18 protein-coding genes are annotated in these 18,443 nt (G+C 50.3%); 16 read left to right on the top strand and 2 right to left on the bottom strand.

The window, feature by feature from the left end; all coding sequences use genetic code 11:
- Positions 1–120 precede the first annotated feature (120 nt).
- Entirely contained in the window at positions 121–1,281 is a 1,161-nt protein-coding gene (locus FJ023_07320; GenBank protein ID MBM4447144.1) for an acyl-CoA dehydrogenase, read from the top strand.
- A 27-nt stretch (positions 1,282–1,308) separates the two neighbouring features.
- Entirely contained in the window at positions 1,309–1,515 is a 207-nt protein-coding gene (locus tag FJ023_07315) for a hypothetical protein (protein ID MBM4447143.1), read from the top strand.
- A 51-nt stretch (positions 1,516–1,566) separates the two neighbouring features.
- Here FJ023_07315 and FJ023_07310 read toward each other — a convergent pair whose 3' ends face one another.
- Entirely contained in the window at positions 1,567–2,097 is a 531-nt protein-coding gene (locus FJ023_07310; GenBank protein ID MBM4447142.1) for an epoxyqueuosine reductase QueH, read from the bottom strand.
- On the bottom strand, positions 2,097–3,314 hold the full coding sequence (locus FJ023_07305; GenBank protein MBM4447141.1) for an MFS transporter: 1,218 nt from the start codon (positions 3,312–3,314) through the stop codon (positions 2,097–2,099). The genes FJ023_07310 and FJ023_07305 overlap by 1 nt, the downstream gene beginning before the upstream one ends.
- 189 nt (positions 3,315–3,503) lie before the next feature.
- Between FJ023_07305 and cobA the strand changes: the two genes are divergently transcribed.
- The 14 genes from cobA (at position 3,504) to FJ023_07235 (ending at position 18,433) form a co-directional block, all read left to right on the top strand.
- Positions 3,504–5,033: a uroporphyrinogen-III C-methyltransferase gene (gene cobA / locus FJ023_07300; GenBank protein MBM4447140.1), complete on the top strand. Its 1,530-nt coding sequence runs from the start codon at positions 3,504–3,506 to the stop codon at positions 5,031–5,033.
- On the top strand, positions 5,030–6,001 hold the full coding sequence (gene hemB / locus FJ023_07295) for a porphobilinogen synthase (protein ID MBM4447139.1): 972 nt from the start codon (positions 5,030–5,032) through the stop codon (positions 5,999–6,001). Before cobA ends, hemB begins: the two co-directional genes overlap by 4 nt.
- A 244-nt stretch (positions 6,002–6,245) precedes the next feature.
- The gene (hemL, locus tag FJ023_07290; protein MBM4447138.1) at positions 6,246–7,544 is read left to right on the top strand and encodes a glutamate-1-semialdehyde-2,1-aminomutase; all 1,299 of its coding nucleotides are present in this window, start codon (positions 6,246–6,248) and stop codon (positions 7,542–7,544) included.
- 221 nt (positions 7,545–7,765) lie between these two features.
- Positions 7,766–8,920, top strand: a complete 1,155-nt coding sequence (locus FJ023_07285) for a thiolase family protein (GenBank protein ID MBM4447137.1) — start codon at positions 7,766–7,768, stop codon at positions 8,918–8,920.
- A gap of 1,038 nt (positions 8,921–9,958) precedes the next feature.
- Positions 9,959–10,594: a hypothetical protein gene (locus tag FJ023_07280; GenBank protein ID MBM4447136.1), complete on the top strand. Its 636-nt coding sequence runs from the start codon at positions 9,959–9,961 to the stop codon at positions 10,592–10,594.
- A gap of 122 nt (positions 10,595–10,716) precedes the next feature.
- Positions 10,717–11,178: a Zn-ribbon domain-containing OB-fold protein gene (locus tag FJ023_07275; GenBank protein MBM4447135.1), complete on the top strand. Its 462-nt coding sequence runs from the start codon at positions 10,717–10,719 to the stop codon at positions 11,176–11,178.
- A gap of 12 nt (positions 11,179–11,190) precedes the next feature.
- A complete protein-coding gene (locus FJ023_07270; GenBank protein ID MBM4447134.1) occupies positions 11,191–11,928 on the top strand; it encodes a 3-oxoacid CoA-transferase subunit A in 738 nt (245 codons plus the stop codon).
- The gene (locus FJ023_07265; protein MBM4447133.1) at positions 11,925–12,611 is read left to right on the top strand and encodes a 3-oxoacid CoA-transferase subunit B; all 687 of its coding nucleotides are present in this window, start codon (positions 11,925–11,927) and stop codon (positions 12,609–12,611) included. Before FJ023_07270 ends, FJ023_07265 begins: the two co-directional genes overlap by 4 nt.
- A 2-nt stretch (positions 12,612–12,613) precedes the next feature.
- On the top strand, positions 12,614–13,789 hold the full coding sequence (locus FJ023_07260; protein MBM4447132.1) for an acyl-CoA dehydrogenase: 1,176 nt from the start codon (positions 12,614–12,616) through the stop codon (positions 13,787–13,789).
- A gap of 16 nt (positions 13,790–13,805) precedes the next feature.
- On the top strand, positions 13,806–15,620 hold the full coding sequence (locus tag FJ023_07255) for a DUF2207 domain-containing protein (protein ID MBM4447131.1): 1,815 nt from the start codon (positions 13,806–13,808) through the stop codon (positions 15,618–15,620).
- A gap of 73 nt (positions 15,621–15,693) precedes the next feature.
- Positions 15,694–16,203 carry an N-acetyltransferase gene (locus tag FJ023_07250; protein ID MBM4447130.1) on the top strand — a complete coding sequence of 170 codons (510 nt, stop codon included), beginning with the start codon at positions 15,694–15,696 and terminating at the stop codon, positions 16,201–16,203.
- A 90-nt stretch (positions 16,204–16,293) separates the two neighbouring features.
- Positions 16,294–16,773 (top strand): hypothetical protein, encoded by a 480-nt coding sequence (locus FJ023_07245; protein ID MBM4447129.1) that lies wholly within the window; start codon positions 16,294–16,296, stop codon positions 16,771–16,773.
- Complete coding sequence (locus tag FJ023_07240) at positions 16,760–17,407, top strand: class I SAM-dependent methyltransferase (GenBank protein MBM4447128.1); 648 nt, start codon at positions 16,760–16,762, stop codon at positions 17,405–17,407. Before FJ023_07245 ends, FJ023_07240 begins: the two co-directional genes overlap by 14 nt.
- Positions 17,408–17,425: 18 nt before the next feature.
- Positions 17,426–18,433, top strand: a complete 1,008-nt coding sequence (locus tag FJ023_07235; GenBank protein MBM4447127.1) for a nitrogen fixation protein NifH — start codon at positions 17,426–17,428, stop codon at positions 18,431–18,433.
- The last annotated feature ends 10 nt before the right edge of the window (positions 18,434–18,443 follow it).

Genomic DNA, 18,443 nt, shown 5'->3' with positions numbered 1-18,443 from the left:
CTTAAGTCGATAGCAAGGATTTCGGAATAGATTGTTAAACAAGCCCGTTTATATTGTAAAAAAACTAATGACGACATAAAATACCCAGGCGGCACTGATAAGAAACTAAGGAGTCGAAAGATGGACTTTCAATTAACCGAAGAGCAAAAAATGCTGAAGAAGATGGTGCATGATGTGGCTGAAAAGGAGTTCCGCCCAAAGGCTGTGGAATGGGAAGCCAGGGCTGAACACATACCCCCCGAGTATGTGCAAAAGCTGGCAGGTTTAGGCCTCTTGGGCTTGTGCCTGCCGGTCACATACGGTGGACAGGGACGGTCTGCGTTTGAAGCCATTCTGGCGATCGAAGAGTTAGCCAGGGTATCACCTTTATGCGCCGCACCTGTTTTCGAATCCAATGTTGGCCCGGTAAAGGTAATTGAACAGTTTGGCACCGAGCAACAGAAAAAGAAATATATGCCTCCTGTATGTCATGGCGAATCCATGATTTCGGTTGGCATGACCGAACCCGAGGCAGGTTCGGCACTGACCGACCTCAGCACCAGAGCTGTATTAAAAGGTGACCACTATGTGGTTAATGGCATGAAACGCTTTATCTCCGGTGGAGGCGAGTCTGACGTTTATGTGGTATATGTGAGACTCAGTGAACAGAAAGGGGCTAAAGGTATAGGCGGGCTAATCATTGAGAAAGGTACACCCGGCTTTTCCTTTGGTAAACAAGAACAGTTCATGGGCTTGAGAGGCTTTCCGAGTTGCGACCTGATTTTTGAGGATTGCCGCGTCCCCACGGATAATCTGGTGGTCAAGGAGGGCGAGTTTAGAAAGCTAATGATGGCTTTCGACCTTGAGCGATGCGGCAATGCCACCATGTGCTTGGGGATAGCTCAAGGAGCTCTGGAAGAGGCTATGGCCTATTCGCAGCAAAGGAAGCAGTGGGGCAAAGAGATATGTGAATTCCAGGCAATACAGTTCATGCTGGCAGAGATGACCATGAAGGTTGAAGCCGCCCGCCTTCTCATCTACAGGGCAACAGTCAACGCAGCCACAGGATTGCCCGTCCCACTTGAGGCTAACCTGGCTAAGTGTTTTGCCAACCAGATGGTGAGAGAAGTTACCGGGATGGCCTTGCAAATACACGGCGGCTATGGTTACTCAAAAGAATATCCTGTGGAGCGCATGATGCGCGATGGCTGGGGCTGGGGGGTTGCCGGTGGAACCATCGAGATTCAAAAAATCACCATAGCTTCACTACTCCTAGGCCGGAGATTCGACCAGAGAAGATAGGGGCATAGATTTTATGGAGGAGCTGCGATGAGAGAATGCAAAATTGAGGAAAACAAAACCAGGTGCAACTGCACCTACGAACCATGCGCCAGAAAAGGTATTTGCTGCGAATGTCTCACTTATCATCAAAGGTCAGGTGAGCTGCCAGCCTGTTTCTTCTCGGCTGATATCGAGAGGACTTACGACCGCTCCATCGAGAGATTTATCGAGACCCACCGCAAGAGGGGTCGGTGACCATTTTCTCCCTCCCCTGGCGGGAGGGAGCTAGAAGGAGGGGGGATGTTGTCATGTCCCTTGCCTTATGCTATATATGCAGCCACAATAGTTCTGTCGGTAAAGCTCCAATCTCTTGGCTGACTGCACAGCCCGCTTAAAGCCATCCTTTTTCTTAAAATCTCTCATTAGAAACTTGTCCCCACCAATTTCCTGTCCTATATTATTGATTGCCTGTGCCGACTTGCGAGGGCTAATTGTCAAAGTAGTGGCAAAGGCATCCGCCCCACAAGCCGCCATGTAATCATAGGTCTTTTCCAGCCGTAGTCTGTAGCATACCTGGCATCGCTTACCACCTTCAGGTTCATCCTTTAAGGAGCTAGTCCGGTCGAACCATTCTTCGGGAGTATAGGGCCCGGCCTGTAACGGGAAATCTAACTCTTTAGCTACCTTGCAGGCTGCCTCTAGTCTTTTTTGGTATTCCTCTGCCGGGTGAATGTTTGGATTGTAAAAAAAGCCGAGAACCTCGTGCTCCTCTGTGACCAGTGCTTCCACCGCACCTGCAGCGCAGACTCCGCAGCATATATGTAACACAACCTTCATCACTGTACCTTTTGGACGCGCATTAAGCCGAGCATGATGAGCAAACCGAAGACCAGGCTTGCAGCACAGGCCAGGAACATAGTCTCAAAACTACTTATCCCAGCTACATATCCCATGGCTGTAGGCCCGACCGCCAAGCCGACTTGAAAGAAACAAGTAGGTATGGACATAGACAGACCCCTTCCCCCCACCGGAGAAAAATCGGCCGCCATAGCTAGACTTGCCGGCATGGCTATTCCCATACCGATGCCAAATATGATGCCTATGATGATAAACTGTGATAGGCTATGAAAGAAGGGAAAAAGAGACACAGCTATAGCACTTAGCCCCACACCAACGATAAGCAAAAGCTTTCTATCAACACTGTCCGATAATCTCCCGGCTGGAGCTCGCAACAAAGCTGAGCTGGCATAAAGGGCAGTAATGATTGCCCCGGCATCAGCCTCAGTCATGCCGAAACCCCTGCCGTAAAGTGGGATGTAGCTGCCAATCGTGCCTGAGCCAACAGCAACTAGCAGGGGGGCCAACAAGACGGCAATCGCCAGCGGTTGTCCTAGCCAATGCCATGATGAGCTGGCTTTGCCTGGAATGGCCGTTGGTCGGTGGGAAATAGCACGGAGTCGGGAAAAAGCCAGAACTAGGCCTATCAGAGAGATAGCGCTACAGCCATAAAAGGCAGCATCGAAACCAAAGTGGCTTGTCAGGAAACCACCGGTTATTGGGCCGGCCATCAAGCCCAGTTGGAGTGAAGCTGTATACCAGCCTATGGCTTCGCCTCGCTTTGTCTCGGGGGTTAGATCAACTACCAGGGCAATGGCGGTCGGCAGAAAAGCCGCTGCTGCCAGGCCATGGATTGCCCTGACCCAAATAAGCTGCTCAGGATTGTTAGCCAGAGGATAGAGTAAGGGGGCCAAGGTAAAGACGGCTAAACCACCGACCAGAAGTTCGTGCCGGCCAAATTTATCAGAAAGCATGCCAAATGGAATCAGAAAGAAAGCCGTAACGTAAGAGATGGTAGCTACTATCAGCCCGACTTCTGCCACCGTAGCACCCAACTCAGCCGCATAGAGCGGTATCACCGGAAACAAAAAGCTGAAACCGGCAAATCCGACAAAGGCTACTATGTACAGCGTTATAAGGGTAAAGGAGTTCTTCAATCTCGATTCTCGTATTTGCAAAGTATCTATAAACTTTACCACAAAAGCTAGGCATGACAAAACCTTGTATAGGCCTTAAAAGGTCTATACTACTTTAATGTTAATGGTACTGGATTAGATTCTGGATGATATTCAATCATGGCTCTGCGAGGACAAAGGATGGTGTGGTAGAATAGCCTAACATAGGTAAAAGATATTTGAAATGCTTAAAATCAAGATACTAGAATTTATAGTAAAGGTTGAGCTAACGTGAAACGTGGCAAAGTATACCTGGTGGGTGCTGGGCCGGGTGACCCAGCCCTTATCACTGTAAAGGGGCTGAAATGCCTCAGAAAAGCCGATGTCATCATTTACGACCGGCTTATCAATGATAGCCTGCTTGAAGAAGCATCTCCTGATGCTGAGAAGATATATGTGGGCAAGGGACGTGGCTGCCATGCCATGGAGCAGAAGGAGATAAACCTGCTAATGGTTGGCAAAGCCCGAGAAGGCGAGACAGTGGTTAGACTCAAAGGCGGCGACCCTTTTGTCCTCGGGCGGGGGGGCGAAGAAACTGAAGTCCTGGCTGCCAACCAAATTCCTTTCGAGGTGGTGCCCGGGATATCATCGGCCTATGCTGTCCCGGCCTATGCCGGCATACCGGTGACCCATCGTCGTCTGGCTTCCTCATTTACTGTCATCACCGGTCATGAAGACCCCGAAAAAGGTAAATCAAGCATTGCCTGGGATAAGATAAGCACCGGTAGCGATACATTGGTCTTCCTTATGGGAATGGCGAATCTGGCACAGATAGTCAACCAATTGATACAGAACGGCAGGCCATCCGCTACTCCGGTGGCGGTGATAAGCCAGGGCACCAGCCCAAGGCAGCGGATTGTGGTCGGCACGCTGGAAGATATCGTCAGTAAAGCCAAACAAGAGAACTTCGAGCCACCAGCGGTGATAGTAGTTGGCGAAGTGGTCAAGCTCCGCAAACAGCTGCGCTGGTTTGATAACCTCCCTCTTTTCGGCAAACGAGTCCTGGTGACAAGAGCCGAACACCAGGCCAGTGAATTGAGCCAGCTACTTTGGGAACGTGGGGCTGTTCCTACCCAAATGCCGGTTATAAGGATTAGCCCGCCACAAACCTGGAAGGAGCTTGACCGGGCTATCCTGAACCTGAAAAACTACGACTGGATAATCCTTACCAGCGTCAATGCCGTGGAGATGTTTTGGAAAAGGCTATATGCCCTTAGTTTGGACGCGCGTCACTTTGCCGGCATTAGAATCGGGGTTATAGGCCCGGCTACAGCTAGAGTCATTGAGAAAAAAGGCATATGTCCTGATTATCTGCCGGAGATATACACGAGTCAGGGCTTCCTAGCCGGCCTTAGCAAGAAGGATGTCACCGAATGCAAGGTTCTTCTGCCTCGTGCCGACATCGCTGGTAATGAATTGACTGACGGACTTGCCAAACTTGGAGCTAAAGTCCACCAGGTAAACGCCTATAAAACTGCTACCTCAACCAAAGGAACCTCACAGGGAAAAGAGATGCTGTTGAAAGGAGAGATTGACGTTATTACCTTCACCAGTGCCTCGACAGTAAACAGCCTGTTGGCTATACTGGGGCAAAGATGGGAGGTTATAAAACAAGCCAAGCTAGCTTGCATCGGACCGAGCACAACTGCAGCCATGGTTGAAAAGGGATTGAAGGCTGACATAATAGCTACGGAGCACACCATACCCGGGTTGGTAGCAGCCATAGAACATTACTTCCAAGGAAAGGGGGAAGGAAGATGAGTAGTTTCCCACAACTGCGTTTGCGACGGCTCCGACGCAGTGAAGCCCTGCGGGCACTGGTTCGAGAGACAAAGGTTGAGGTCGGCGACCTGATATATCCTCTTTTTGTTGTAGAAGGCGATAAGATAAAGCAAGCGATAAGCTCAATGCCCGGCCTATACCGCCTTTCCAATGACCTGCTGCCTAAGGAAGCCGAGGAAATCGCTAAGCTTGGCATTCCAGCAATAACACTTTTCGGCATACCCCGAAAGAAAGATGAAATCGGCTCCTCAGCCTATCACCCAAAGGGAGTGATCCAGCAGGCAATACGAGCTATCAAAAAGACGAGCCCTGAGTTACTGGTGATAACCGATGTCTGCCTATGTGAATATACAAGTCATGGCCACTGCGGTGTTGTCGTGGATGGCTATGTCGACAACGATAAAACTTTGAAACTACTTGCCAAAACAGCTTTATCTCATGCTGAAGCCGGCGCTGATATGGTAGCTCCTTCAGATATGATGGATGGCAGGGTAAAGGCGATTCGGCAGGCGTTAGACAGAAACGGCTTTCACAATATCCCAATTCTGGCTTATGCCGCTAAATATGCCTCTGCCTTTTATGGGCCTTTCCGTGAAGCTGCTGAGTCGGCGCCGCAGTTCGGCGACCGCCGCTCTTACCAGACGGACCCGCCCAACTGGCGGGAGGCTTTGAGAGAGATAGAGCAGGACATAGCCGAGGGTGCGGACATCGTCATGGTCAAGCCAGCCTTGCCTTGTCTGGATGTAATACGCAAGGTGCGTGATATCTTCAATCACCCATTGGCTGCTTACAGCGTTAGCGGCGAGTACGCCATGGTGAAAGCAGCGGCGCAGCAAGGCTGGCTGGATGAGAGAGGAATAGTCCTGGAAATACTCACCGCCATCAAAAGAGCCGGGGCTGATATAATCATAACTTACTACGCCAAGGAGGCAGCCCACTGGCTGTGAATTATTTGTCACCATTCATTACCTGTCATTCTGGGCCCATCGAAGAATCTCACGTAGGGACAGACCTTCAGGTCTGTCCGCTTCGGACAGGTCTAAAGACCAGTCCCTACATCTCTGTAAATTTTGCTGTCATTGCGAGTCCTTCCGCTGAAGGACGTGGCAATCTCAATCACTCTCCCTTGATGGGAGAGGGTTAGGGTGAGGGTCAAAATCAAATAGTTGCATGCGTGTCTGACATAAAGTTATGAAAAATACTAATCGCTCCAAACAGCTTTTTGAAGAAGCCCAGCGCTATCTGCCCGGAGGCGTGGATAGTCCGGTGCGTGCCTTCAAGGCGGTTGGAGGTACGCCGTTTTTCATCAAGTGGGGTCGGGGCTCTAGACTGTACGACGAAGATGGTAATGAATTCATAGATTACGTCTGCTCCTGGGGGCCGCTCATACTGGGACATTCCCATCCTCGAATAGTAAAAGCAGTCAAGAAGGCAGTAGAACATGGCTCAAGCTTTGGCGCTCCAACTGAACTGGAAACAACGCTGGCAAAGCTGGTCTGCGGAGCTATGCCTTCAATCGAGATGGTGCGATTCGTTAACTCAGGCACAGAAGCCACCATGAGCGCCATCCGGCTGGCTCGAGCCTTCACCGGCAGAAACAAGGTGGTGAAATTCGCCGGCTGCTACCACGGCCATTCAGATGGACTACTGGCTAAAGCAGGGTCGGGAATGGCAACCCTGGGCATACCTAGCTCTCCCGGCGTGCCCGCCTCATTGACCTCCGATACCCTGGTCGCCCCCTATAACAATCTAAAGGCAGTAGAACGAATTTTCAAAGACTTCGCTTCTGACATCGCTGCTGTGATAGTTGAACCAATAGCTGGCAATACAGGGGTTGTATTGCCAAAGCCTGGCTTCCTGGAACATCTCCGAGGCTTGACCTGCCAATCCGGAGTGCTGCTCATCTTCGATGAAGTCATAACTGGCTTTCGAGTGGCTTACGGTGGCGCCCAGAGCCTTTATAATATATCTCCGGACTTGACCTGTTTGGGAAAGATTATAGGCGGCGGCTTCCCCATAGGAGCCTACGGCGGCCGAAAAGACATTATGGAAATGGTGGCACCTTCAGGGCCGGTGTACCAGGCCGGGACACTTTCCGGAAATCCAGTGGCTATGACCGCCGGTATTGAAACACTCACCATATTAAAGGAATCTAAAGCTTACGACGCACTTGAGCGAAAGTCATCGTTTCTGGCGAAAGGCATTAACGAAGCGGCAAATAAAGCCAGAATATACATACAACTGAACCGGCTAGGCTCAATGTTCACCGTCTTTTTCGCCAAAGACCCGGTCACGGACCATGAAACTGCCACCAAATCGGACATCAAGGTCTACGCCAAATTCTTCCATCAGATGTTGCTTCAAGGCATATATTTGCCGCCATCCCAGTTCGAAGCCGCCTTTGTCTCACTGGCTCACACCGACGAGGACACTCGGACAACTGTTGGCACAATCAATAAAGCCTTCCGTTCACTGCCGTATGGGATGTAGAAGCGGACAGAGGCTGATGTATTGCCTGAGATTGCCACGGCACTCGGTGCCTCGCAATGACCGGGTAAAAGAAGTTCGCAAAGATGGGCAAAAGGAGGCGCAATGGCAGCGAGAAGATGCTCGACACCCTCGATGCGATGTTTACAACCTGGCAGTCTGAAGGTATAATTTGCGATTGGCGACTCTTAAATCGCAACTATCGGTAACCCCAGGGATAAAAAATGAGTCGAAAAGTTGGCATTGTAGTTGTTGCCCAGACCAAATATGAAGAGGCAAAGCCAGCCTGGCGCGAAGTCGAGATTACCTATCAGGTAGTAGAGAGGCTTTTGAAAGAGACCGGGCTTAGCTTTTCCGGGGATGGCACTGGCATCGATGCTACTGTTACCTGTAGTTCTGACCATTGGGATGGCAGAACCCTGTCTGACATAGCCCATGGTGAAGTAGCCGGCGCCCATTTGCGAGCTGAGGAGAAAATAAGCTCAGACGGGATTAACGCCGTCATCTACGCTTACCTCCAAATACTCTCTGGACACTACGACGTCGTCTTAGTGGTGGCTACCTGTAAAGAATCGCAGACGGTGGGTTACATCATAGAGAACTTTGCCTTCGACCCAGTTTATCAGCAGAAAGTCGGCCTTGATTTCCTAGCTGCTGCCGCTCTCCAGGCAAACCGCTATATTCACAAATATGGGATTACTCCAGAGCAGCGGGCTCGTGTAGTAGTCAAGAATCGAGGCAATGCTAAAAATAACCCCTTTGCTCAGCTGAGAAAACCGGTATCAATTAAAGAGGTGCTTAATTCGCCCGTACTGGCCTCTCCTATAAAGTCACTGGAAGTCAAACCAGTTTCAGACGGAGCTTGCGGCCTAATCCTGGCTGTAGAAGAGAAAGCTAAGAAACTTGCTAAGACACCGGTCTGGATAGCCGGCATGGGACAATGCTACGAAAGCCATTATCTGGGAGACCGAGACCTGGCCGAATGCGATGCTCTATCTTCAGCGGCAAGGGACGCCTATCGTCAGGCTGGGATAACCGACCCATTGCGTGAGAGCGACCTGGCTGAAATATCAGAATACTACTCCTATCAAGAGTTGCTCTGGAGCGAAGGCCTGGGATTCTGTGAAAAAGGCAACGGAGGAAAGCTAATTGAAAAAGGCCTCACCGAGATGGGAGGCAAACTGCCGGTGAATCCATCCGGTGGGGTGTTATCTGGGAATCCCACGCTGGTAGCTGGAATCGCCAGGGTGGCTGAAGTAGCTCTTCAGCTTATGGGGAAGGCAGACGGCCACCAAATCCCCAAAGCTAAGACCGGTCTTGCCCACGGCACTTATGGCCCATGCGGGCAGCATCATGCAGTGCTCATCCTAAAAACCTGAAACGGAAAGAAAAGATGGCTAATAGAGTTGCAATAATCGGCATAGGCCAGACATACCATACAAGCAAACGTCCCGATGTATGCATACCTGAGTTATGCAACGAAGCGGTAAGAGCTGCTTTGGAGGATGCCAAATTAACGATAAAAGATGTCGATGCAGTAGTAACGGGGAACATGGAGCTCTTCGAGGGAAGATACCATCAGGACCTGTGGCAGGTGGACTATGTAGGCTGCTATCACAAGCCCGGGTTCAGAGTAACCACAGGTGGCACCACCGGCGGCACCCTGGCCTGCACTGCCTTCTTCTGTGCTGCTTCAGGGCTTTACGATGTTGTCATGGCGGTCACTTTTGAAAAACAAAGCGAGGGAGATAGCAGAGCTGGCCTAAAAACCGTCGCTGACCCGCTATGGGATCGCTGGATATCCACGGGAGCTATAGGCACCTTCGCCCGATTGGGTAGTTGGTACATGAAAACATCGGGCGCCACTGAGGAACATGCCGCTCTGGTCCGCTTAAAGGCAGATAGAAACGCATGCCTGAACCCCCATGCCCATCTAAGACTAAATCTGAAAACAGTCGAAGATGTGCTTAAATCTGAGATGCTGGTACCACCACTGAGAAGGCTCGACATGTGCCCGGCTTCGGAAGGCGCCTGTGCCATAATAGTCGCCTCTGAGGAAAAGGCGAAAAAACTGAGCCGAAAGCCGGTTTGGGTCAAAGATTGGGTCGAGGTCCACAACGAGACTCGCTACAATCGAGGCGACCCTGTTTCCCTGGATAACCTGGAAAAGGCAGCACTAACAATATACAAGCGGAATGGCATAACTAACCCGCGCCGAGATATCTCCATGGCTGAAATATATGAGCCATCTACATGGGCGGAGTTGGTCTGGTCTGAGGCGTTCCACTTCTGTGAAAAGGGAGAGGCTTACAAGCTCGTCGAGAGAGGTGTCACCAACCGTGATGGCGAGTTTCCGGTCAATCCATCAGGGGGCGTCATCGCCACTAACCCTATTGGAGCTACCGGGATGATACGGGTTGCTGAAGCTGCCCTGCAAATCCGCGGTGATGCCGGGGCACGCCAGGTCAACCGTGAAGTTAAAAGAACATTCACCACAGCCTGGGGCGGCAGCAGCTGGACGGTGGCACACTTGCTCAGTAAAGCTCTGGATTAAAGTGAGGAATAGTTTGGACAAAAAAGAGTCGCCAGAATACCTCGGCACTTCAAATTTGATGAACCTGCCTTTCAATTGGAGTGCCGGTCCCTACTTGGGCAAGTGGCTAGTCGAGCTACGAGACAATGGCAAGCTCTGGGCTAGTCGCTGCCCCAAATGTCAGCGTCTCCTATTACCACCCAGGATTATCTGTGGAATATGCCACGTGAGAGCGTCAGAATGGCCTGATTGGGTAGAGCTTTCCGGTAAGGGAGAGCTGATAGAGTGGGAGAAGGTAGTTGCACCACAGATGAACCCGAGCACCGGGAAAATAGAGCCGGAGCCTTACATTCACGGGAATATCTTACTTGATGAGGGAATAACCTTTCAGCATTATCTCGAAGAGCAAGATGAGACAAAACTGAAGGAAGGGGCGAGGGTTGAGATGGTATTGAAGCCAAAGCAGGAACGCAAGGGGTTAGTAACAGATATTCTCTATTTCAGGTTAGTGAAAGGCTAGAAGAATTGCGAGCAACTCCTCTCTGTAATTGAGAGGGAAGCGTGGCAATCTCCGGGGTTGCTTTGTGGCTTACGCCCGTCGCAATGACAAACAAATACTCTCAGTAAAAAGGGATTGACAGGATGGCTAAAGAGGAAGCGACTGCACCGTTCACGGTTCCAGGGCGGCTCTACGTCCCTTATTTCAACTACTACGGGGCTCTTGCCAGCGAGTTCTACCGGCAGCTCAGAGATAATAAAAAGATAATGGGTGTGAAGTGCCCTACTTGCCAAAAGGTGTACGTGCCACCCCGATCTGTCTGCGCCGTGTGTTTTAGCAATCTGAGCGAATTAGTTGAGGTTTTGCCCAGAGGTACTGTCCAGACTTACACCGTTATCCAATATACTTATTCTCCAAGCTACCAGCCCACAGATGTTCCCTACGCCTGCGGGATAATTCAACTAGATGGAGCAGATACCGGAATGTGTCATCTCCTGGGAGAGACAGCCCTTGATAAAATCACAATAGGGATGCGTGTAGAGGCGGTATTTAAAGACAAATGCGAGGGCAATATCCTTGATATCAAATATTTCAAGCCGTTGTAGTGCGAGTATAGCTTGAGTACAGGTAAATCGCCGGTAGTTAGCAAAATTGTAGCCAGCCCTTCTGAAGCAGTGGCCGATATATTTGATGGCGCTGTTATTGGTATTGGTGGTTTCGGCGCTGCCGGTACTCCGTACAGACTCGTCCTCGCTTTAGCCGAGCGAAAGGTCAAAGGTCTCACCGTGGTGGCTACCAGCCCGAGACAATTCGAATTCTTGATTCAATCCGGCAGCGTCCAAAAAGCCATCACACCATTCGCCAGATACGCTGATCCATCTGCTCCCAATCCTCTACTCGAGCCATACTTAAAGGGTGAATTCGAGGTAGAGATATTACCCTTAGGGAATCTGATAGAGAGGCTGCGTGCTGCCGCCGCTGGCATACCCGCTTTTTACTGTCCGGTCGGCGTGGGCACAATAGTAGAAGAAGGCAAGGAGAAAAAGACATTCGGAACCCGAGAGTGTATCCTGGAACACGCTCTCCCCCTCGACTTTGCCCTCATCAAAGGACACAAGGGTGACAGATTGGGTAATTTGGTCTATCGAATGACAGCAAGGTGCCATAATCCCGTCATGGCGATAGCTGCCAGGGTTACCATTGCCGAAGTGGACAAAATGGTAGAGGCGGGCGAGCTCGACCCCGAGGCTATTGTTACACCGGGCATCTTCGTCCACAAAGTGGTCAAGGCCGAGAAGCCGCCACTGGACTGGGTATACAAAGGTACCGTCAAAACAAAAGGGCGTAAGACTTGACCCAAGAAAGTAGCTCTGAACAACCACCAGCAGCAGGTTTAGCCAAAGACCTTATATGCCTAAGAGCAGCCAAAGAACTGAAGCCGGGGATGTATGCAAACCTGGGCATCGGGTTGCCGACTCTAGTAGCCAATTTTGCTCCTGAAGGAGTCATCCTTCATTCACAAAACGGTGTACTGAACTTCGGACCGATAGCCAGCGATGATGAAATGGACTGGGAATTAGTCAATGCCGGGGCTCAACCGATAACAATGCTCCCGGGCATCTCCTTCTTCCATTCTGCAGATTCTTTTGTCATGATGCGCGGTCGTCACCTCGATGTCGCCATCCTTGGCGCTTACCAGGTGTCCGAGACCGGTGATTTAGCCAACTGGCGAACTGAAGGAGAGGCCTTGGGAGCCATAGGCGGCTCCATGGACCTGGCTTACGGAGCCAGACGCATCATCGTCATCTGTGAACATACCGACCGAAACGGGAAGCCGCGGATTGTAAAGCGATGCACTTTGCCCTTGACAGCAAAGGGCGTGGTAAACAGAATCATCACCAGTCTATGTGTGCTTGATATTATAGAGGCCGGGCTGGAACTGAAAGAGCTCGCCCCCGGGATAAGCGTTGACTACATCCAGCAGTTTACCAAACCAAAGCTCATAATAAGCAAGGACTTGAAAGTAATGGAGTTCTAGTTATGGAAGAGAAAAGCCCCAAAACACTACATCCAATTATCACAGAAAAGCACTTACAATTCGGCAAGAAGGTAAGGGAATTCGCCGAGAAAGAGCTGGCGCCTCACGCTGATGAATGGGAAGAAAAAGAGGAATTCCCCTCCTCCATTTTCCCGCGTCTTGCCGAACTCGGGTTTCTGGGCTTGCGTTTCCCCAAGAAGTACGCCGGGCAAAATCTGGACTTCATGTATTCGATAATCTTTTCTGAGGAGTTAGCTCACTCAACCATGGGTGGAGTAACCACAGCAGTATCCGTTCAGAATGAAATGGTCGCACCGCCTGTCTTTAAATTCGGCACTGAACAACAGAGACAACGATTTCTGGTGGCGATGAACCGTGGCCTGAAGATCGGGGCTCTAGGGGTAACCGAGCCTAAGGCTGGCTCTGATGTAGCTGCCATCCAGACAAATGCCAGGAAGGACGGCAACTCCTGGGTCATCAACGGAGAGAAGATATTCATCACCAATGGCTACCGTGCCGATTTTATCCTTGTAGTGGCCAGAACCAGCGAGCAGAAAGGGTATAAGGGTATATCCCTGTTTCTTGTGGAATCAAACGCTCCCGGATTCACCAGGCGAAAGCTGCACAAAGTGACGACTGTCTGCTCTGATGCTGCTCATCTTCATTTTGATAACTGTCAGGTTCCAGCCGAAAACATGATTGGTGATGAGGGGAAGGGCTTCTACCACATTATGTGGGAACTCCAGGGAGAGAGGATAGCTGGGGCAGCTAATGCGGTGGGTCGGGCTCAGGTAGCTTTTGAAGCCGCCCTTAAGTATGCTCAACAGAGGGAGCAATTTGGTCACCCGCTGGCTCATTTCCAAGTCATTCAACATAAGCTCGCAGATATGGCGACAGAGATAGAAGTCACCAGGCAATTCGTGTATTATGTGGCCTGGCTATTCGAAAACGGAGTTTATCCGGTTAAAGAAATATCCATGGCAAAATTGATGTCGTCTCAGGTAGCCAACAGCGTAGCCGATGAGGCTCTGCAAATTCATGGCGGTCATGGTCTATTGATGGACAGTCCTGCTCAACGCTATTGGCGGGACTGCCGCCTCTCCCGAATAGGCGGCGGGACAGACGAAATCCAGAAAGAAATCATCGCCCGCTCCATCATCCCCAAGGCAAAGGAATAGGAGAAAGTCAGGGCAGATGTTTAGCAGGATCGACAAGGGGCTGCTTTCTATTCTGGTTGTTTTTTTGGCTCTGGCCCTGCTATTAGGCAGCTTTGGGGCTATTGCCGCAGCCGACCGAGTGTATCATTACGAGTCCATAAATGTCGATATCAGCATTCTAGCCAATTCGGATATACAAATCAGCGAGACACAGACATTCGTTTTCACCTCAGGCGATTTCCACTATGCATTCAGATGGATGCCCACCGACAGGCTTGAGTCAATCGACAATGTAGAGGTTTGGGAAGGTGACCGGCGATACTCACTGAACCCTTCGGTGAAAGAATGGATAGATGTTCGGAAGAGGACTGGTGAGTCACCCGGTGGTGAGACTTATGCCTATGCTACATGGATGGAGAAAGACAAGTTCTGGATTGGCTGGTGGTTTCCGGAGACAATTAACAGCCGTCGGAGCATAGAGCTGAGGTACACGGTACACGGTTGTGTGCACATCAACAGCCCTGCTGACCAGCTATACTGGAAAGCCGTTTTCGGAGACCGCGACAGCTATGTGGAGTCAAGCAAAGTAGTAGTTCACCTGCCTCAGCCGGTGCCGCCACAGCAGCTTTCCATTTATAGCTATGGTGTACCTACTATCAGGCGTATAGTGGATGACCAGACCATAGAGTTCCTCGCCGGTAGAGTACCGGCTGCTGAAGAACTTGAGATCAGAGTCTATTTCCCCCACGGCCTTATCGAAGGCACTCCGCCAACGTGGCAGATAAAGCTAGAAAAGCAAGAGGCCTACAACAATGAAGTTAAGCCGGTAATAAACCTGCTCCTGACGCTATTTGGCTTATTGGTTGTACCGCTACTTGGGGCTCTCTGGATACGTCGTGCCTTCAGCAGAAGAGGCCGCTTGCCTGAAATTGGGCCGGTGCCGCAGTCACAGTACTCACCCCCGAGTGACCTACCTCCAGCACTGGTGGCACTAGTAACCCGTGCCAGAGTGGGTCCGGCGGAACTTACTGCCACCCTCTTCGACCTGGCCAACAAAGGCATCCTGGAGATAGTGCAAACAGAAAGACGACGTTGGTTCGGCACACAAAAAGACATCCTGATAATAAAAGCCAAGGATGGTGAGAAATTCTCTTTCGAGAAACTGGTAACGCAGACTATGGCAAGTCGCGACGGCAAACTGCTTTCAGGGCAGAAAGGACGGCATCCGCAGCTATTGCGGGAATTTACCCAGAAGGTGGAACGGGATGCCGTAAAGCAGGGACTTTTTGAAGAGGAGCCATCGCGGTCAGCCCAACGCCTGCTTACTCCCGCATTACTTCTCATCGTTTTTGCCATGTTTCTTGGCATACTGCTCTTTGTGCTTCTGGGCCAATATGCTGAGATGACATTCGTTCCTTTTGTGATGCTAATTCCCGTTGGCATAGCAGCGGTCATGTTATCACGGAAACTACCCAAGCGAACGGAGACAGGCACAAAAGAATCTGCGCAGTGGAAGGCTTTTGGCAAGTATCTCAAGAAAATGGTTAAAGACAAGCAGCTAGCTACCGACAATCTGAGCTACTGGGATACCTATTTCGCCTATGCGGTAGTTTTTGGCTTGACCCAGGGCTGGGTAAAGCAGTTCAGCGAGCTTGAGGCTCCAACACCGGTCTGGTTTTACGCCGCCGGTGATACAGGAGACGGGATAACCCCCGCCATCTCATCGGCACCATCGCTAGGCTCGATAAGCGATGCCTTCAGTGGCATGGTAAACATGGTCCAGGGAGGCTTTTCCGGTGGCAGCGGCAGTGGTGGTGGAGGTGGCGGTGGTGGTGGAGGTGGCGCTGGCTGACACCCTGAAGGCAATCATTGCCCATGCGCCAATCCCCAGGCACAAGACATCAAACTTAAGAATTGAGCTTTTCGTGTTAATTATACGTCAGGAAACACCTGAAGATATAGCTGCTATTGGCTATGTTAATGAGCAGGCATTTGGTGGCACGGCTGAAGCAGACATAGTTGAGAAGCTTCGCATCAGGCAAGCATTCATACTGTCGCTCGTGGCTATTGATTCAGACCAGGTCGTAGGTCATATCCTATTCACCCCTGTCACAATCCAATCAGAATCATCGAGCCTGACTGCCGTCGGGCTTGGGCCATTGGCCGTTTTGCCATCGCATCAGAGCAGGGGAATAGGGGCAAGCCTTGTCAGCGCTGGTCTTGAGAAATGCCATCAAGCTGGTCACAAAGCGGTGGTTGTTCTGGGCCATCCGGATTACTACCCGCGCTTCGGTTTTGTTCCAGCCAGAACCTTTAACCTCAAATGTGAATATCCAGTCCCTGAGGAGGCATTTATGGCCCTGGAGCTCAGCAAAGGCGCACTGGCAAACATAAGCGGAACGGTAAAGTACCAACCCGAGTTTCAAGATGCCTAGCCACGACCCTATCTGTCCATCTGGCTCATTGACAAGCTATTGATGGAGGATTAGTATTGTTTGCAACTTACGAGTTATATGGAGGGGAAAATGGCGAACAAATTTCTTCTGCCGGTATTCTGGGCACTGTTTGGTGTTTTCATCCTGCTTGCAATCGTAATGCAGTTGCTTCTGGGACCGCCACTGAGGCAATTGCTCAACGATATTCTAGGCGTTAATTTCGCTCCGACGCTTTTCTTCGTTTCCGGCTCACTTTTCTTTCTGTTAGGACTGGCACTGCTGATTCTGGCAGTGAAAGCGGACATTGACAGAACCCTTAAGAAGTTCCTCATACTGGCCGGCGCTTCCGCTGTGGGAATTTTTGCCAGCATGCTCCTGCACAATCTTGTTGGCGCGGCATTTGCTCTGTGGTTTGGTGAGGACTTCTGGGAGAGAACCGGAATAGGCGATGAGCCATTTTTCTTTATGACGGCAATTTTCGTTTGCCCGCTTGCCTACCTAGTGGGAACAGTGGGCAGCATCGTTCTTATTACCCGAAGAAAGAAACACGAAACCGATGGCGTGGGATAATACTTATCGGACTAATCAGCATGTCTGGGGTGACAGACCCAGCGAATTAGCTACCTTTGCCTGCAACTATCTTCAAGGAATCAAACCCTCTTACAAGGCTATCGACATATTAGACCTAGGATGTGGCTATGGGCGTGATGCCATATATTTGGCACGAAACATTAAATGCGATGTTTTCGGCATTGACAATTCCAGGGAAGCGATTGAAATGGCACGGAAGGCGCTGGCTGATGATTTAGAATCGCGTGTCAGATTTGAATGTTGTGACTTCAGGCAGATGGATGACGGCAAATTCGAAATTATATTCGCCTCTAACCTTTATCAGTTGCTAAAAATGGAAGAAAGAAACGCCCTCAGGGATATAATTGAAAAGAAGCTGAAGCCTGGTGGCATGCTTTTCCTCAGCACGTTTTCCACGGGTGACCCAGAGCACTTTGGCAGAGGTAAACGCATCGAGAACGAGGATAACTCATTTGAAGACGAGAGGTTCCTCCATTTTTGTACACGGGAAGAGCTGGAAGGAGATTTCAGTTTCTTAACTGTTAAGGAAATATTTGAGCACGAGCATTATGAACCTCGTTCTAATGGGGAGACTCACCATCACATTTTATGGATACTTTTGGGTGTAAACTGAGCCAGATGGAGGACTCTAATGGCAATGGACATTAAGATAAAGGAAAATCAATTACAGTGGTTACTGGAGCTGAGCGATATTGGCGTGAAATACCTTGCCATGCGTGACCTAATGGAAACCGATGCAGATGAATTGATGGCGGTAAAGAAAAGGGCACACGCTGAAGGCCCTATTGCTCACGTGTTAGAAAAGATGGAAAAAGAAGGATACTGGGAGCAACCCGGAGCCGGGTATTACCCGAAATACACCGGAACTGTGTGGTCGATTATCTTGTTGTCTCAGCTTGGCGCTTCTATTGAAATGGATGAGCGCATAGCCACCGCCTGTTCCTATTTATTGGAGCATACGCTGACAAAAGGTGGGCATTTCACAGTGAATGGGCTTCCCTCGGGAACAGCAGATTGTTTGCAAGGAGACCTTTGCGCCGCATTACTTGACCTGGGATGTGAAGACCCACGCTTAGATAAAGCGTTTGAGTGGATGGCGAGGAGTGTCACAGGGGAAGGTGTAGCTCCGATGGAAGATAAGTCGGCCCCGGTGCGTTACTACTCTGCGAAACGTGGACCGAACTTTGCCTGTGGCTCAAATAATAAATTGCCCTGTGCCTGGGGAGCAGTGAAAGTAATGCTGGCTTTCAGTAAATTGCCGAAGGGAAAAAGGACGGTACTGATAGATAACGCGATTAACGTAGGAGTTGATTTCCTGTTCAGCAAAGACCCAGCCAAGGCAGATTATCCCTGCGGGTACAGCAATAAACCGAGCCGAAATTGGTGGAAATTCGGCTTTCCAGTGTTTTATGTTACCGATTTGCTGCAGAACGTTGAGGCGCTGATTGGATTAGGCTACGGTAATGACCCTAGGCTGACAAATGCTTTGGCCATAATTTATGACAAGCAAGATGCTCAGGGGCGTTGGTTGCTGGAATACGACTACACAGGCAAGACGTGGATAGACTTTGGTGCTAAGAAACAACCTAACAAGTGGGTAACGCTGCGCGCATTGTGCGTATTGAAAGCAGTGGCATAAACACGTAATT

This window comes from Chloroflexota bacterium (assembly GCA_016875875.1).
In the GTDB taxonomy this organism is placed as follows: domain Bacteria; phylum Chloroflexota; class Dehalococcoidia; order GIF9; family UBA5629; genus 9FT-COMBO-48-23.
Note: the sequence above shows the minus strand (reverse complement) of the source record. Positions and strands in the feature narration are given on the sequence as shown.

What these genes read in the sequence shown, in the direction of transcription:
- FJ023_07320 (MBM4447144.1), top strand. Translation starts at nt 121, where the DNA reads ATGGACTTTCAATTAACCGAAGAGCAAAAAATGCTGAAGAAGATGGTG.
- FJ023_07315 (MBM4447143.1), top strand. Translation starts at nt 1,309, where the DNA reads ATGAGAGAATGCAAAATTGAGGAAAACAAAACCAGGTGCAACTGCACC.
- FJ023_07310 (MBM4447142.1), bottom strand. Translation starts at nt 2,097, where the DNA reads ATGAAGGTTGTGTTACATATATGCTGCGGAGTCTGCGCTGCAGGTGCG.
- hemB (MBM4447139.1), top strand. Translation starts at nt 5,030, where the DNA reads ATGAGTAGTTTCCCACAACTGCGTTTGCGACGGCTCCGACGCAGTGAA.
- hemL (MBM4447138.1), top strand. Translation starts at nt 6,246, where the DNA reads ATGAAAAATACTAATCGCTCCAAACAGCTTTTTGAAGAAGCCCAGCGC.
- FJ023_07285 (MBM4447137.1), top strand. Translation starts at nt 7,766, where the DNA reads ATGAGTCGAAAAGTTGGCATTGTAGTTGTTGCCCAGACCAAATATGAA.
- FJ023_07275 (MBM4447135.1), top strand. Translation starts at nt 10,717, where the DNA reads ATGGCTAAAGAGGAAGCGACTGCACCGTTCACGGTTCCAGGGCGGCTC.
- FJ023_07260 (MBM4447132.1), top strand. Translation starts at nt 12,614, where the DNA reads ATGGAAGAGAAAAGCCCCAAAACACTACATCCAATTATCACAGAAAAG.
- FJ023_07255 (MBM4447131.1), top strand. Translation starts at nt 13,806, where the DNA reads ATGTTTAGCAGGATCGACAAGGGGCTGCTTTCTATTCTGGTTGTTTTT.
- FJ023_07245 (MBM4447129.1), top strand. Translation starts at nt 16,294, where the DNA reads ATGGCGAACAAATTTCTTCTGCCGGTATTCTGGGCACTGTTTGGTGTT.
- FJ023_07240 (MBM4447128.1), top strand. Translation starts at nt 16,760, where the DNA reads ATGGCGTGGGATAATACTTATCGGACTAATCAGCATGTCTGGGGTGAC.
- FJ023_07235 (MBM4447127.1), top strand. Translation starts at nt 17,426, where the DNA reads ATGGCAATGGACATTAAGATAAAGGAAAATCAATTACAGTGGTTACTG.